Below are 15,719 nucleotides of genomic sequence, written 5' to 3'. Positions count from 1 at the left end.
TTCGAATTCGCTTCGCTCAGAAATAGTTGAAATGCTACGACTCAATTCGCACGCAACGCCGTTGCAATCGGCAAGCGCGCCGCACGAATGGCAGGCAGCAGCCCCCCAAGCATGCCCACGGTACAGGCCAGTACAACGCCCGAAACCAGCAACGATGCCGTGACGGTCAGATGAAACACCACCTGGGTAAAACTGGCGCCAAGCGTATTGACCGTATTGCCGTCGAAAAAAATCCATGCGGCAACGGAGCCGATCGCACTGCCGATCAAGGCGAGCAGCAACGACTCTACCAGAACCGAAATGACGATCGGCAACCCGCCGAAACCAATGGCGCGCAGCGTCGCAATCTCGCGTGTCCGCGTGGAGACAGCCGTATACATGGTATTGAGTGCGCCAAAGCACGCGCCCAGCGCCATGATGCCGCCGACGAAATACGCCAGCAGATTCAGCAGCTTCGAGAGACGGCTCGATTGAGCCGCATAGTAGTCCGTCTCGCGCTCCACGCTGACCTTCAGCGTCGGGTCCGTCGTCAACGCGGCTTTGAAGCGATCGAATGCACCGGCCGAGTCGAGCATCACCGAAACCGATTGAAAAAGATTGCGCCGATAAGCGGACAACACGGTCTCGACATCCCCCTGCAATTCGGACTCATGCGCATCTCCACCGGTTTCGAACACGCCCACCACGGTCCACTCTGAATCGCGAAATGCAATCCGGCTACCTAGCTCGAGGCCTTTGAACTGAGCCAGGGCCGACTTCCCGACGATGATCTCGCGCACAGCCGGCTTGAACATGCGCCCGGCAATCAGATGCATTTCAGGCCGCAACGTCGACGCATCTGCGCCGATTCCACGCAGCGTCACGTTCGCGTCCACGCCGTCCTTCTTCTGCGGCAACGCAACGATGACGACGGCTTCGGCCGATGCGATGGGCCGCCCCGCCGCATCCTTGCGAACCCCGGGCGCATCCATGATCGTCTGCGTATTCTCCCGCGAGATCGTACTGGCGAGTTCGCCTTCCGAACCCGAGCGCAATACGATCGCGCGGTCTGTCCGGGCGGTGCCTTTGAGCGTCTTGGTGAATCCCTCGGCCATGGCGAGCACGGACACCATGACTGCAACGGTGACCGCAATCCCAATCACGATGACCCACGCCGTGCCCATACGCTGGGGCAAACTGCGCAGGTTCATCGCGGTAACGGCTACGATTTGCTTCATCATCATGAGCGTAGGGCCTCCACGATCACTAGCCGCTTGGCACGCCACGCGGGCACGATACCCGTGGCGGCTGCCAGGATGGCGGCCATCAACACACCTTCGGCAATGACGCTCGCCGGCATCTTCACGACACCGAACGTGTCGCGCAACATCGGAAACAGCAGACTCGCGACGCCAAGCCCCACCAGGGCTGCAACGACGCACAACATCAACGCCTGCACGAGCACCAGCATGAGCACCTGCGTATCGCTGAACCCAAGCGTCTTCAGCACGGCAAGCTCAGGCACCTGCTCGCGCACCGCTTGCATCGCCGTGCTGCCGACGGCAAAGAGCAACGCAAAGAACACCGCAAAAAGAATGTAGGTGACGATCAGGCTGATATCCGCGATCTGTTTCATGAAGGACTGCTGAAACTCTTTCTCAGTCTGGGTCTTGGTCTCGTTGGGCGAATTGGCGAAACGCTTGTCGATCTCGGCGGCCACCTGAGCCGATTGCCGCGGATCGCTCAATTGAACGACATACCAGCCCACCGTACCCTTGCCGAAACTGCGCGCCTCGTCGAAATACTTGTAATTGAAGAACATGGCGTCTTCACGCGCGCGATTGGAAGGCTCTTCATAGATGCCGACGATATCGAAATCCCAATCCGACGTTCCGTCGGATGCCTTCACCCAGATCGTCGAATGTAGTGGGATGCGCTGGCCGATCTTCCATCCGTACTTCGCGGCAAGCCCTTTTCCGATGATTGCGCCTGTGCGCGTGCGCTTCAACGCTTCGATCTGGTCCTTAGGAACCACGACTTCCGGATGCGCGGCAAACTCGCGATCGGGCTCGACTGGAAACGCGGCGAGAAAGTTCTTCGGGTCCTGATAGTACGGACCGAACCACGACTCGTGCGACACCTTGGCGACGCCGGGGATCGTTTCGAGCTGTGACAGATAGGCGTACGGCAGGCTCTCGGTCAGCGAAATCCGGTTCGTCACGATGAGGCGATCGACATTCGACCGCTCAATGGTTTCCTGAAACGCCGCGTTGATGCCTTGCAGCATGCCGAACAGCAAGAACGCAATGACGATCGATAAGAGCGTCAGCGACGTACGCATTTTCTTGCGCCATAGCATGGCCCATATCAAGGGAATGAATTTCATTTTTCAGCCTCCGGGGCTTACGCTTCAGTCCTGACGCGCTCGTCGACGAGCCTGCCCTTGTCGAGGTGCAGCGTATGCGTGGCGAAATCGGCCGCTTTTTGGTCGTGCGTCACCATGATGATGGTCTTGCCGTACTCGCGGTTGAGCACCTGGAGCAAATGCAGGATCTCATCGGCCGTGGCGCGGTCTAGGTCGCCTGTCGGCTCGTCGCATACGAGCAGCTTCGGATCCGAGACGAGCGCTCGCGCAATCGCTACACGCTGCGCCTGCCCCCCGGAGAGCTCGGACGGCTTATGCTTCATCCGGTCCTCCAATCCCACCACCGATAGCGCGGTCTGCACGTTGCGCCGCCGCTCTTCCTTGCTCAGCGACGTCAACAAAAGCGGCAACTCGACGTTGCGCTCGGCACTCAGCATCGGCATCAGGTTGTAGAACTGGAACACGAAGCCGACGTTATCGGCACGCCAACGGGCCAGACGGCTGCCCTTGAGCCGGTCGATATGCTCTCCGGCCACGACGATCTCGCCGCTCGTCGGATGGTCGATACCTCCGATCAGATTGAGCACCGTCGTCTTGCCTGAGCCCGACGGGCCCATCAGCGCGACGAAGTCGCCCTCGGCCACCGAGAGATTGAGGCGGTGCAGCACTTCCACGGACTGCTTGCCGCGCGTATAGGTCTTGACGACGTCGCGCAGAGAAACGATTGCACTCATGTGTTGCTCCTCGTTGAAGTGTCGGCTGCGTGTTGAGCGCCGTTCAGCGCTCGGCGATCTTGACGCGTGCCCCATCCTTCAGCTTTGAAAAGTCGCCAAGCGCGACGCGCTCGCCCGCCGAAAGGCCCGACAACACTACCTGTCCATCGGCGGAACGCGCACCGAGCCGCACGACGCGCCGCTCGACCGTATCGCCATGGATCACAAATACTGCGCCCGTGTCCGCGCCCGACTGAGCGCCCGGCACCACCGCTTCGGCCGGAATCACGACGCCGCCCGCGGCCGGCGTCGCCCCCGACTTGTTCTCGCTGCTCATGAACGAGACCCGTGCGCCCATCTCGGGCAGGATGCGCGGATCGCGCGACTTGAAGCCGACGCGCACCTTGACCGTCGCCTTGCTGCGATCGGCCGTCGGAATGACGGCGATGACATAGGCCGGGATCTGCCAGTCCGGATACGCGTTGAGCTTGAGGATCGCGGGTTCGCCGGCATGCACACGGCTGATGAAATTCTCGCTCACGTCGACCTCGACTTCGAGAGAATCCATATCGACAAGTGTGCAAATCCCCGTGCGGGTGAAGCCGCCTCCGGCAGACAGCGGCGAGACGATTTCGCCCGGCTGCGCATTCTTCGTCGTCACGACGCCGGTAAATGGGGCGTGCACGATCGTATCTTCCTCCTCGCGCTGCGCCACCAGCAAGGCCGCCCGGCGCACGGCGAGATTGCCTTGGGCCACCGCCAGATCGGTCTGCTTCGCGTCGAAATTCGCCTTGCTCGTATCGAGCACTTCGGCGCTGATCACGCCGGCGGCCGCGAGCTTGCGATCGCGGCGGTAGATCGGCGCGATATCGTCCGCGGCCGCCTTGGCCTGCGCAACCGTAGCCTCGGCCTGTATCACGCCGGCTTTCGCCTGCATGAGCGCGGCGGCAGCGTTCGTATCATCGAGCTTTGCGACGATCTCGTTTTCCTTGATGTGCTGCCCCTCTTCGATGAAGAGCTCGGACAGCTTGCCCGTGATCTTGGCGGAGACGGTTGCTTGCCGGCGCGCCACGACGTAGCCCGAGGCATCCAGAATCGATGCGCCGGATGGCCCCGACGCGTCGGAGCCCGTCGAAACCGCACGCGCGGCAGCGGCTTTGACTTCCGGCACGGCCGATCGGGACCAGATCAGCGCGCCAGCTCCCAATACGATCAACAGGGCGACGATCGCAGCGACAACCCATCGCCAGCGTGGACCGCCTTCGTCACCGCCTCGTTTGTCGCGATCGATGCGCAATTGGCGCAGGAGCTCGGATTTGTCCGTCTTGTCCGTCATATCGGGTTTTCTAGTGGTGTCGAACGACTGGTCTCATGGGTTCATTGCTGCAGCGCCGGCGCGCGCTGCGCACCGTCTCCGGCTTGCCGGTCGCGCCAATCGCCGCCGAGCGACAAAAACAGGGCCGCAGTGTCCTGATAACGCGAGGCCAGCGCTTGGACGTAAGCAATCCGCGAGCGCTCATACTGCTGCTGAGCGACGAGCAGCTCGACGTGATTGGCGCCACCGAGGCCAAAGCGTTGCTCGATCAGGCTCAGACTGTCCGCAGCCGCCTGCTGCGCGCGGTATTGCGCGTTGAGCGTCTGCGCATCGGTATCGAGCGCGCGCAGTGAATCCGACACATTCTTGAATGCAAGCAGAACCGTCTGTCGATATTGCGCAAGCGACTGATCGTAAAGCGCGATCGCCGCGCGCCGCCTGGCATTGAGTGTGCCCCCTTGAAAAAGCGGCTGCGTGACATTGCCGGCCAGGGAAAAAACGCCGCTCGAAAAAAGCGAGCCCAGCTTTTGGGCCGAATCGCCCGTACTTGCACTGAGGCCGAACTGCGGCAGCATGTTGGCCGTGGCGACGCCGATGTTCGCACTCGCCTGATGCAATTGCGCTTCGGCGCGGCGAATATCGGGCCGCTGGCGCACGATATCGGACGGCAGCATGACGGGAATCTCGCGCGGTAAATGCAGCGATGCGAGCTCGAAGCTCGCCTCGGTGTAGTCGGCGGGAGAACGGCCCAGATAGACAGCCAGCTGGGAGCGCGCCGCGGCAAGCTGCTGCTCGAGCGGCGGCAACAGCGCTTGCATGGATGCGAGATTCGATTCGGCCGACAGCACGTCCGATCGCGATGCGCCGCCGAGCTCGAACTGCTGGCGGCTCAAGTCGGCCTGATGCTGGGCCGACGCGATGAGGCTCTGCGTCGCATCGATTTGCGCGCGCAGCGACGCTTCGAGCAGCGCCGCCGTCACAACGTTTGCCGCGAGCGTCTGATAAGTGGCCTGCAGTTCTTCCTGCTGTGCGTCGCGCGCCGCCTCCTGCGCTTCGATGCCGCGCCGCACGCCGCCGAATACGTCGAAGTTGTACGAGAGGCTGACGGACGCGTTATACAGCGTGAACAGGAAACTGCCCGCTTCAGGAAAGCCTTGGGCGGCGCCGTTGATCTTCTGCCGTGAAGCGGTGAAGCTGCCGCTCGCCGAAGGAAACAGTCCGCCGCGCTGCGCGGCGACTTGCTGCTGCGCAGCGCGCAGCGCAGCCTGCGCTGACGCCACGGTCGGACTCGCGCGCAGCGCTTCGTCGACGAGCCGCTCCAGCGTTGGCGAGCCATAGGCACGCCACCAGTGCGAATCGAGTGCCGCGGCAGCGGTGAATGTCTGCGATTCGCCGCCCGCAACGGGCGTGGCCTGCGTTTGCGGCGGCAGCGGCGTTTCCGTCACGGACGACGCCACAGGCGGCGGTGGAGCTTTGAAGTCGGGGCCGACGGCACACGCGCCAAGCAGCGTTGTTGCAATCAATACCGAAACCACCCGGTACGACTTCACCGGATATGGGCACGCAATCGGATACCGTCGCGATTCGCGACGCTCTTTGTTATCCATGCTTGAAATCGAGGGGCTGTGCGGCTTGATTCCTCCGTTATTTCCTGGAGGGGCCCAAATCCCGTGACGGGCGTATGCGGTTTGCAAAGCGGCAACGAGTATAGCGCTGCGCCTCATTTATCGATAGTGACGGCGTACGTCAGCCAATGCGAATAGCGATTGATGAAACCACGGATTTTCGCAGTCCGCGATGTGGAAAATCCTGCCGTCGCATCGTCGGCGCCGATCGTTCGAAAATAGCGACGAAAGGCCGCGCGCACTCGCGCGAGCACCGGCGTTTTCAGCGAATGCCCCATTCAATCGGTTGAAGCGCTTGCCCAAACCGTGCGATGGTGCGAAATGCTCGCGAAGCACCCCTCAGGCTGCGCTCGCTTCAACCGGAATTTCGCCCACGATGAAAACGCTGACCGATCAGCTCGCGCAATATGCGGCCTATCACCGCGACAGACGCAATATCGCCACCCATTTCGTCGGCATTCCAATGATCGTCGTCGCGCTCGCCGTGTTGCTGAGCCGGCCAGCCTCGACGTTCGGCGTGCTCCCACTCGCCGTCTCGCCTGCATGGCTCGTCTTCGGCGCGGCGACGCTCTATTACCTCGCACTCGATGCGCCGCTCGGCGTGGCGATGGCATTCGTCAGCGCCGGGTGTCTGGCGCTTGGGAGATGGATCGCGTCATCGTCGACGACGACATGGGCCGGCACGGGCGTCGCCCTCTTCGTCGTCGGCTGGGTCTTTCAATTCGTGGGGCATGCCGCCTACGAGCACAGAAAGCCCGCTTTCGCCGACGATCTGATCGGCCTCCTCATCGGACCGCTGTTCGTGCTGGCCGAGGCGCTGTTCGAACTGGGATGGCGGCCGCGCTTGCGCGAAGCTATCGAGAACGCAACAACAGCACGGCATGCGCGGCCGTGATTGCCACCGCGAACCAGATCGGCACGTAGGTGGCGAGTTGTCCCGCGCGCAGCGTCTCGCCGAGCAGCAGCACCGATACCAGAACGATCAATACCGGCTCCACATAGCCGAGAATGCCGAACAGTGCCATCGGCATCAGGCGGCTCGCTTTCAGATAGCAGGCAAGCGCGATCGTGCTGAGTGCGCCAAGCCCGGGCAGCAACAGCGCGCCGAGCACCGGAAGACGAAACGCGGCATGCGCTGTGGCGCTCGTGGCAATGAGCCAGATGGCGGCCGGCAGCAAAAGCAGTACCTCGGTCGCAAACGTGACGAGCGAATCCGAGGCAATCGTGCGTCGTACGACGAAGTACGGGGGATAGCCGAGCACGACGACGAGCGTGGGCCAGGAAAACGCATGTGTGGCACGTAGTTCGTGGGCGACGCCAATCGCGGCGCAGGCAACGGCGAGCCATTGCAACCGCGCGAGCTCTTCGCGATAGTAGAATCGGCCGACGAGGACCATGGAAAGCGGCAGCAAAAAATAACCGAGCGACACCTCGAGCATATGGCCATGGAGGGGTGCCCACATGAAGAGCAGGAGCTGGGAGCCCATCAACGCTGCGCACGTCACGAGCTTGAACGCCAATCGCGGCGCGCGGCTGGCTTGCACGAGAAGATCGCGCAATTGCGGCAGGCGCGAGCGCCACGCGACGAGCAGCAACGCGCCGGGCACGGTCCAAACGATGCGCCACGCAAAGATGTCCACACCGCCGAGCGGCGAAAGTAACCGCGTATAGGCCGCAAATAGTGCAAACAACGCTGACGCCGCGACTGACAGCGCAATTCCGCGACCCACTACAGAAGAATTCATTTAAAAGGGGAAATTGTTGGTATTGTGCTGGCCATCGCTTCGGCGGATCAGATCAGGAGCTGTCTTTCGATGACAATGCAACGAACAGGTGATATCGGTTGAACTCAATGCTGCTCGAAACGTGCGAAACGCTTCTCGAGCGCCCGCTCTTCGCTGACGAAATCGGTGACGCGGGCCGAGGGCGGCCCGCGCCGCATCCATTCGAGCATTCTGTCGATCTGTTCTGCCGGCCCCTGCACCAACGCCTCGACGGAGCCGTCCGCCAGATTGGAGACCCAGCCGGTGATGCCGAGTTCGTGCGCGCGCCGCACCGTCGCATGACGGAACCCGACACCTTGCACGACACCGCGCACATGCACGTAATACGTTTCGATCCTCGTGTTCAAATCGGGCCCAGTCATACCCGCGTCTCCCAATGCTCGGCTGCTCCAAGCCGGCATTGTAGTCGCCTTGCGTGCACCGCATCGGGGCACCGCTTACTAGTCTAAAGAATGCCGGCAAAACAGCCGTTAAATCGCACTATTGAGTTTGCGCGCTTGCTCATCGGCGTGACAGGAGACTTTACGGTGGGTCAACGACACCACGCGGCACGAGTCGATCGCCACGGAAAAGCCACGATTCGGCACGCCGAACAGGCACGGACCGTCGCGGCCCTCGCGCTGGGCGCGGCGGCTGCGTACGCCGCCTGGCTCGCAACCGGTCGCTTCGCATCGGGCCACCAGTTGGATGCCGCGGCCGTTGCGGCCGCCTGTGTCGTTTTCGCTTACGGCGTGCATGCGCATTGGCGCATCGGAATCGAACGTGCTCGCGCCCAAAAAGACGCGATCGAAAAGGAACTGGCGCAAGCGGCCCTGCAGGAATCCAAGCAGATGCTCGAGGCGGTCATCGACAGTGTGCCGCAACGGATTTTCTGGAAGGACGTCAACTCCCACTATTTGGGCGGCAATCGCGCGTTCGCGCAGGATGCGGCAATCGAGCACCGCGACGCGATCGCAGGGCTCACCGATGACGATATGCCGTGGCATAGCACGGCGGCCGAGGCGCGTCGTCGCGATCGGGAACTCGTCGAAAGCGGCAAACCCCTGCACTACGAGGAATTGGTGCCGACCGCCCGCGGCGAGCTGCGCTGGCTGCATACCTCGAAGGCACCGATCAGAAGCGCCGACGGCACGGTGATCGGCGTGCTCGGCAGCTACGAGGACGTGACCGAACTCGTGCAGTCGCGCGAGCTGCTCAATCGGCAAGCCAACGTCGATTCGCTGACGATGCTGCCGAACCGCAACCGGTTCACCGAAAGGCTCGAACAGGCGATTCGCGACGCGCAGACGTCCGGTACGCGCGTCGCACTCGTCTTCATGGATATCGATCACTTCAAGGATGTCAACGACAGCCTTGGCCACGGTGTCGGCGACCGCCTGTTGCAAGAGATCGGTGCGCGGTTGTCCGCGTCCACGGAGCCAACGGATACGGTCGCGCGCTACGGCGGCGACGAGTTCGTGATCATCGTGCTCGAAAGCGGTGTCGACGATCGGCTGAGCGAAGTGCTCGCGCGCGTCTCGCAGACCTTCGCTCAGCCCGTGGTCGTCGACGATAGCGAGTTTCATGTGGAGACGAGTATCGGCATCGCGTGTTTTCCGAGCGACGGCGCCGATGCGGAAACCTTGCTGCGGCGCGCCGATCTCGCGATGAACCGCGCGAAATCGAACGGCCGCAACGGTGTACAGCGCTTTACGGCGGAACTCGGCCGGCAGGCCGATCAGCGGCTCGCGCTGTCGCGGCGCATGCGTGTGGCACTCGCGAACGGAGAATTCCGTCTTGCCTACCAGCCGCAAGTCGACGTGCGGACAAATCGCGTGACGGGTGTCGAAGCGCTGTTGCGTTGGGACGATTCCGAGCTTGGCCCCGTGAGCCCAGCGACCTTCATCCCGATCGCCGAAGAAAACGGCCTCATCGTCGCGATCGGCGAATGGGTCATGCAGCAGGCCTGTTTTCAGGCGCAGACGTGGCAAGCGACTCTGCCGGGCCTGCGCATGTCGGTCAACCTTTCGCCCCGCCAATTCGCGCGCGGCGATATCGTGCGCGTCGTTCAGCGGGCGCTTTCGCGCGCCCAGCTCTCGCCGCAACTTCTCGAGGTCGAAATCACCGAAAGTGCGTTGCTCAATCTCGGCTCGCTCGATGTGTTGCGCGCCTTGCGCGCGATGGATATCGACATCGCCATCGACGACTTCGGCACCGGCTACTCGAGCCTGTCGTATCTGCGGCGTTTTCGCGCCGAGCGCCTCAAGCTCGACATGTCGTTCGTGCGCGGCATCGGCGTGCATCGGGAGGACGAAGTCATCACGCGCGCCATCTTGTCGCTCGGGCGCGCGCTCGGCTTCAGCGTCGTCGCGGAGGGCGTCGAAACCGACATGCAGCTCGCCTTCTTGCGCCGCCACGGTTGCAGCGTCGTGCAAGGATATCGATTCGCCCGTCCGATGCCGGCCGCGCAGGCGCACGCGTTCATTCAGCGCTTCAATCAAGGCGTTCTCGCCTTGGAATGAGCGAATCGGCGCGCTGTCGTTGAATTCACGAAAACCGTTCGATTGCGGCTCTCGCCTTCGTCAGCGATTACAATCGCACGTTTCGGCGCGGCGGACCCGCCCGCGCCGCGGGTCATGAATCGAGGAATCCAGTCAGATGAGGGCCACTTCGGGCGATCTCGTGCTCGTCACCGGGGCATCGGGCTTTGTCGGCTCGGCTGTCGCGCGCGCGGCAATCGAGCGCGGCTTCAAGGTACGCGTACTCGTACGCGCAACCAGTCCGCGCAAAAACCTTGAAACGCTCGATGCCGAAGTCGTCATAGGCGATATGCGCGACGAGGCATCGATGCGCGCGGCACTCGGCGGCGTGCGGTATCTGTTTCACGTGGCGGCCGATTATCGCCTTTGGGCGCCGGACCCCGACGAGATCGAACGCGCGAACCTCGAAGGCACCGAGGCAACGATGCGTGCCGCGCTTGCCTCGGGTGTCGAGCGTATCGTCTATACGAGCAGCGTTGCCACGTTGAAAGTGACGCGCGAAGGACGCATCGCCGACGAAACGGCGCCGCTGCGCGCCGACGAAGCCATCGGCGTCTACAAGCGCAGCAAGGTCCTTGCCGAACGCGCCGTCGAGCGCATGATCGCGGCCGAACGCCTGCCGGCCGTCATCGTCAATCCATCCACGCCGATCGGTCCGCGCGATGTACGGCCGACCCCGACGGGACGGATCATCGTGGAGGCGGCGCTCGGCAAAATTCCCGCATTCGTCGACACGGGGCTGAACCTCGTGCATGTCGACGATGTCGCCACGGGACATTTGCTCGCGCTCGAACACGGGCGCGTTGGAGAGCGTTATATCCTCGGCGGCGAGAACCTGCCGCTTCAGCAAATGCTCGCCGATATCGCCGCACGCACGGGGCGAAAGCCGCCCACGATCAGCCTGCCGCGTTGGCCGCTCTACCCGCTCGCGTTCGGCGCCGAGTGTGTCGCGAAGCTCACGCGCCGCGAGCCGTTCGTGACCATCGACGGCCTGAAAATGGCTAAAAACAAGATGTATTTCACCTCCGCGAAGGCCGAACGGGAGCTTGGCTATCGCGCGCGCCCGTATCGTGAAGGTCTCTACGACGCGCTGGATTGGTTCCGCGCGGCGGGCTATCTCGGTACGTAGCGCACCGGTGGCACGCCGCGCGTTGCGTGCATTTTGTTACAACGTCGATATCGGGCGATGCGGAGATACGCGTAGCGAGCCGGTAAAATCGCGAGTTCTTTCCGGACTATGCCGCGCATGAACCTTCAAGAACAGATCGGCGCACTCGAAGTGCGCGTCGATCAGATCAACGAGCTCAACCGGCTCGCACAAGCCGCGCTCGCCGCCGCAGCGCCCGAAGCCGCAGCCGCCCCCGCTTCGGATCCTGATTCAGACGAAAAGCCTGCGCTGCACGTGAGCCGCCCGTCGCAAAACGCGCTGACGCTCGCTATCGGCGCTCAATCGGTGACACTGCAGCCCGAGCAAATCGGGCAGCTCATCGAAGAGCTCGCGAACGCTCGCGCCTCGATGTCGCCGGAGCCCCCGATGGCGATCCCGCCCGGGTGGCGTTTCGCATCGACAAAAAACCCCGTCATGGCCGTGCAAAAACAGCCGAACGGCGACCGCCTGCTCGTGGCGCGCCACACCGGCCATGGGTGGGTGCCGTTCACGTTTGCGCCGGATGTCGTCGTTCAGCTCTATATGTTGTTGTCGCAGTGAGCCGGCCGAGGCGAACGGTCCCTCAGCGGTCCTGGACCGGTGCCTGCACGCGCGCCTTCCACTGACCGCCCTTACCGCGCCAATAGCGCACAGCCGAGGCAAGCGTTGCACCTACATAAAAAAGTGCGACGAGCGGCAACGCCGGCGCCCAATAAGGCGAGCGGCCGTAGTAACGCAGCATCGGCGCATAGGCGCAGCACATCGCGGCCCACGCGAGCCACGCCGGCCAACCGGGCGCACCGCGCACGAGCGCGATCACGGGCGGAGCGAGATAGATCAGCGCCATCCCCACCAGTGTGCCGGCCAGCAGCCACGGCGAATAACGCAGTTGCGTGAATGCCGTGCGCGCGATCATGTTCCAGATTTCGCGCGGACTATCGTAAGGCCGAAGCGACACGCTTCGCGCCGCCACGTCGAGCCGAATCGGATGCCTGCCGCCGCCACGATGCTTGATCCGGGCGGCCAGACTGCAATCGTCGATGAGCTCTGCGCGAATCGACTCGATGCCCCCCGCGTCTTCGAGCGCGTCGCGCCTGACGAGCATGCAGCCTCCGGCCGCCGCCGCGGTCTTGTTGCGCGGATCGTTGACCCATGCGAACGGGTAGAGCTTTGCGAAGAAAAAGACGAATGCCGGAATCAGCGCCTTCTCCCAAAACGAATCGCACCGCAGGCGAACCATCAACGAGACGAGATCGCGCCCTTCGGCCGTTGCACGCGCAACGAGCTGGGCCACGGCTTCGGGAGGGTGGCCGATGTCCGCATCGGTCAACAGTAAATACTGCGCGGGAAGGCCCAGCGATTTGACGGCCGCAATGCCTTGCGACTGTGCCCACACTTTGCCCGACCATCCGGGCGGCAGGGCGGCCGCCTCGATGACCGTGAGCCGCTCGGGCCGCCCGAGCGCGAGCGCGGCGGCGCGTGCGGCATCGGCCGTACCATCGGTACTGTGATCGTCGACGACGATGACGTGAAAGTCCCCTGCGTATTCCTGCACCAGCAGGGTGCCGATAGCCTGACCGATCACGTCGGCCTCGTTGCGGGCCGGCACGATGGCCACCACGGCCGGCCATTCGGTCAGGGCTTCGAGCTGGCCGGACGGCAGGAATGCCGGGGGGCGCGTGCGCCAGAAACCGCCGCGCGCGAAAAGCAGGACAACCCAGATGACGAGAGAAACGACGGATACGGCGAAAAGCACGGCGTTCATGCTCGGCGCTCCAGCTTGCGAGCAACTATATTGATGGTGCGGGCCGGGGAATAGGTCATAGCGATCGAGTCAGCGAATTGTAAGGGTCTCGGCGAGGCTGCCTAGTTTACTGTGGTCGGCGCCGCGCTGCCGTGCGGCGGACCGGGCAGGCTCCGATGGCGCGTCCGTACAACGCGGCCAAGCCAGCTTGGGAGCGTGCCATGGCCGAAACGCGTTAGAATGCGCGTTTTGATTCCTTTGCCGGCTATCACGCCCGCTTTCTAATAATTGGTTGGGTCCGGGCGATTGCGAGCCATGTCGTCGGCTTGGTTCGATACCCCGATTCAGTCGGAGTTCGCCAGAATATGCGAGTCATCCTTGCTCAACCGCGCGGCTTTTGCGCGGGAGTCGTCCGCGCAATCGAGATCGTCGATCGCGCGCTCCAGCGGCACGGTGCGCCCGTTTATGTGCGCCACGAGATCGTCCATAATCGGCACGTGGTGGAAAACTTGCGCAGCAAGGGTGCGCGTTTCGTCGAAGAGCTCGACGAGGTGCCCCATGGCGCGGTGACCGTTTTCAGCGCGCATGGGGTGGCGCAGAAAGTGGAACACGATGCCGAAAGCCGCGGGCTCGACGTGCTCGACGCCACCTGCCCGCTCGTCACGAAGGTTCATGTCCAGGGGCGTCAGTATGTCGCCGCCGGGCGCACGCTGATCCTGATCGGCCATGCCGGACATCCCGAAGTCGAAGGCACGATCGGCCAGATTCCCGGCAAGGTGCTGCTCGTGCAAAGCGAAGCGGAAGTCGCCAAGCTCGAGCTGGCCGACGATACGCCGCTCGCATATGTGACGCAGACGACGCTTTCGGTCGACGATACGCGTGGCATCATCGATGCCTTGATGCGCCGGTTCACCGATATCGTCGGGCCCGACACGCGCGATATTTGCTATGCGACCCAAAACCGCCAGGCCGCGGTGCGGGAGCTCAGCGCGCATGTCGATGTTCTGTTGGTCGTGGGTGCGACCAACAGTTCGAACTCGAACCGCCTGCGCGAAATCGGCGCGGAGAGCGGCGTACCGAGCTATCTCGTGGCGGACGGCTCGGAAGTGAAGCCGGAATGGTTTGCCAATGCGCAAGCCGTCGGTATCACGGCGGGCGCTTCGGCGCCCGAGGAAATGGTCGAACATGTGATCGGCGCCTTGCGCGCGCTTGGCCCAGTCGAAGTATCGACGATGGCCGGCCGCGAGGAAAAAGTCGAATTCAAGCTGCCGTCGAAGCTCGCCGAGCCCGTCGCCGCACGTTAAGTTTAAGGAGGACGCCTTGTCGATCCCGCTTCTTCAGAAGGTCCGCGTGGGCGCTTATATCGCGCGCCAGCATTTCACGGGCAACAAACGCTACCCGCTCGCGCTGATGCTCGAGCCGCTCTTTCGCTGCAATCTCGCATGCAATGGCTGCGGCAAGATCGATTACCCCGATCCGATCCTGAATCAACGGCTGTCGGTCGAGGAATGCCTCGGCGCCGTCGACGAATGCGGCGCGCCGGTGGTCTCGATCGCAGGCGGAGAACCGCTCCTGCATAAGGACATGCCCGAGATCGTCCGCGGCATCATCAAGCGCAAGAAGTTCGTCTATCTCTGCACGAACGCGCTGCTGATGGAAAAGAAGATGGACGATTACCAGCCGAGTCCGTACTTCGTCTGGTCCGTGCACCTGGACGGCGACAAGGCGATGCACGATCACTCGGTCTCGCAAGAAGGCGTGTACGACAAGGCCGTGGCTGCCATTCGCGAGGCCAAGCGCCGAGGCTTTCGCGTCAACATCAACTGCACGCTGTTCAACGACGCTCAACCGGACCGCGTGGCCGCGTTCTTCGATACGGTCGGCCCGATCGGTGTGGACGGCATCACGGTCTCGCCCGGTTACGCTTATGAGCGTGCGCCCGACCAGCAGCACTTTTTGAACCGCGACAAGACGAAGCAACTTTTCCGCGAGATCTTCAAGCGCGGCAGTCGCGGCAAGAACTGGGCGTTCAGCCAATCGGCGCTGTTCCTCGATTTCCTGGCCGGCAACCAGACCTATCACTGCACGCCCTGGGGCAACCCCGCGCGTACGGTATTCGGTTGGCAACGTCCGTGCTACCTCGTTGGCGAGGGATATGCCAAGACGTTCAAGGAACTGATGGAAGAAACGGACTGGGACGCCTACGGCACCGGCAACTACGAGAAGTGCGCCGACTGCATGGTGCATAGCGGCTTCGAAGCGACGGCCGTCATGGACACAGTGGCACATCCGCTGAAGGCGTTGGGCGTCAGCTTGCGCGGGCCGAAGATCGAAGGTGCCTACGCGAAGGACATCCCGCTCGACAAGCAGCGTCCCGCCGAATACGTGTTCTCGCGGCACGTCGAGATCAAGCTCGAGGAAATCGGTCGCGCGGCGAGCACGAAGAAGACACGGCGGACAGCCCCCGCGCATTGACGGTTTTCACGGCGCGGCGGTACGCGCGCCTTGAAAACGGTGTTGCGGTTCTA

Annotated in this window: 14 protein-coding genes; 6 read left to right on the top strand and 8 right to left on the bottom strand. The window is 62.9% G+C overall.

Features of this window, described 5'->3' with window-relative positions; genetic code table 11:
- Positions 1 to 41: 41 nt before the first annotated feature.
- Genes ACR9ZC_RS06640 through ACR9ZC_RS06620 form a run of 5 tightly spaced genes read right to left on the bottom strand, consistent with a single transcriptional unit; the run spans position 42 to position 5,979 of the window.
- Entirely contained in the window at positions 42 to 1,223 is a 1,182-nt protein-coding gene (locus ACR9ZC_RS06640; protein ID WP_481579618.1) for an ABC transporter permease, read from the bottom strand.
- Positions 1,220 to 2,365, bottom strand: coding sequence for an ABC transporter permease (locus ACR9ZC_RS06635; protein ID WP_481579617.1), 1,146 nt, complete (start codon positions 2,363 to 2,365; stop codon positions 1,220 to 1,222). The genes ACR9ZC_RS06640 and ACR9ZC_RS06635 overlap by 4 nt, the downstream gene beginning before the upstream one ends.
- 17 nt (positions 2,366 to 2,382) lie before the next feature.
- Positions 2,383 to 3,078 (bottom strand): ABC transporter ATP-binding protein, encoded by a 696-nt coding sequence (locus tag ACR9ZC_RS06630; RefSeq protein ID WP_481579616.1) that lies wholly within the window; start codon positions 3,076 to 3,078, stop codon positions 2,383 to 2,385.
- A gap of 43 nt (positions 3,079 to 3,121) precedes the next feature.
- Complete coding sequence (locus ACR9ZC_RS06625; protein WP_481579615.1) at positions 3,122 to 4,393, bottom strand: efflux RND transporter periplasmic adaptor subunit; 1,272 nt, start codon at positions 4,391 to 4,393, stop codon at positions 3,122 to 3,124.
- A 41-nt stretch (positions 4,394 to 4,434) separates the two neighbouring features.
- Complete coding sequence (locus ACR9ZC_RS06620) at positions 4,435 to 5,979, bottom strand: efflux transporter outer membrane subunit (RefSeq protein ID WP_481579614.1); 1,545 nt, start codon at positions 5,977 to 5,979, stop codon at positions 4,435 to 4,437.
- 394 nt (positions 5,980 to 6,373) lie between these two features.
- Here ACR9ZC_RS06620 and ACR9ZC_RS06615 point away from each other — a divergent pair, with 394 nt between their 5' ends.
- Positions 6,374 to 6,892, top strand: a complete 519-nt coding sequence (locus tag ACR9ZC_RS06615) for an Mpo1 family 2-hydroxy fatty acid dioxygenase (RefSeq protein WP_481579613.1) — start codon at positions 6,374 to 6,376, stop codon at positions 6,890 to 6,892.
- Here the strand turns inward: ACR9ZC_RS06615 and rarD are convergent.
- Positions 6,852 to 7,742, bottom strand: coding sequence for an EamA family transporter RarD (gene rarD / locus ACR9ZC_RS06610; RefSeq protein WP_481579612.1), 891 nt, complete (start codon positions 7,740 to 7,742; stop codon positions 6,852 to 6,854). The genes ACR9ZC_RS06615 and rarD overlap by 41 nt on opposite strands.
- A gap of 104 nt (positions 7,743 to 7,846) precedes the next feature.
- A complete protein-coding gene (locus tag ACR9ZC_RS06605) occupies positions 7,847 to 8,143 on the bottom strand; it encodes an acylphosphatase (RefSeq protein ID WP_331569121.1) in 297 nt (98 codons plus the stop codon).
- Between the two features lie 165 nt (positions 8,144 to 8,308).
- Between ACR9ZC_RS06605 and ACR9ZC_RS06600 the strand changes: the two genes are divergently transcribed.
- The 3 genes from ACR9ZC_RS06600 (at position 8,309) to ACR9ZC_RS06590 (ending at position 12,008) form a co-directional block, all read left to right on the top strand.
- Complete coding sequence (locus tag ACR9ZC_RS06600; RefSeq protein WP_481579611.1) at positions 8,309 to 10,282, top strand: putative bifunctional diguanylate cyclase/phosphodiesterase; 1,974 nt, start codon at positions 8,309 to 8,311, stop codon at positions 10,280 to 10,282.
- Between the two features lie 136 nt (positions 10,283 to 10,418).
- Positions 10,419 to 11,429, top strand: coding sequence for a hopanoid-associated sugar epimerase (gene hpnA, locus ACR9ZC_RS06595; protein ID WP_481579610.1), 1,011 nt, complete (start codon positions 10,419 to 10,421; stop codon positions 11,427 to 11,429).
- A gap of 117 nt (positions 11,430 to 11,546) precedes the next feature.
- Positions 11,547 to 12,008: a hypothetical protein gene (locus ACR9ZC_RS06590; protein ID WP_331569115.1), complete on the top strand. Its 462-nt coding sequence runs from the start codon at positions 11,547 to 11,549 to the stop codon at positions 12,006 to 12,008.
- Between the two features lie 22 nt (positions 12,009 to 12,030).
- On the opposite strand, the gene ACR9ZC_RS06585 is transcribed toward ACR9ZC_RS06590, so the two are convergent.
- Positions 12,031 to 13,212, bottom strand: a complete 1,182-nt coding sequence (locus ACR9ZC_RS06585) for a glycosyltransferase (RefSeq protein ID WP_481579609.1) — start codon at positions 13,210 to 13,212, stop codon at positions 12,031 to 12,033.
- A 344-nt stretch (positions 13,213 to 13,556) separates the two neighbouring features.
- On the opposite strand from ACR9ZC_RS06585, the gene ispH reads away from it, so the two are divergent.
- Together ispH and hpnH are read left to right on the top strand one after the other, a co-directional pair.
- Positions 13,557 to 14,495, top strand: coding sequence for a 4-hydroxy-3-methylbut-2-enyl diphosphate reductase (ispH, locus tag ACR9ZC_RS06580; protein ID WP_481579608.1), 939 nt, complete (start codon positions 13,557 to 13,559; stop codon positions 14,493 to 14,495).
- A gap of 16 nt (positions 14,496 to 14,511) precedes the next feature.
- The gene (gene hpnH / locus ACR9ZC_RS06575; RefSeq protein ID WP_481579607.1) at positions 14,512 to 15,666 is read left to right on the top strand and encodes an adenosyl-hopene transferase HpnH; all 1,155 of its coding nucleotides are present in this window, start codon (positions 14,512 to 14,514) and stop codon (positions 15,664 to 15,666) included.
- The last annotated feature ends 53 nt before the right edge of the window (positions 15,667 to 15,719 follow it).

The organism is Trinickia sp. HAY1-2D (assembly GCF_056754935.1).
Note: the sequence above shows the minus strand (reverse complement) of the source record. Positions and strands in the feature narration are given on the sequence as shown.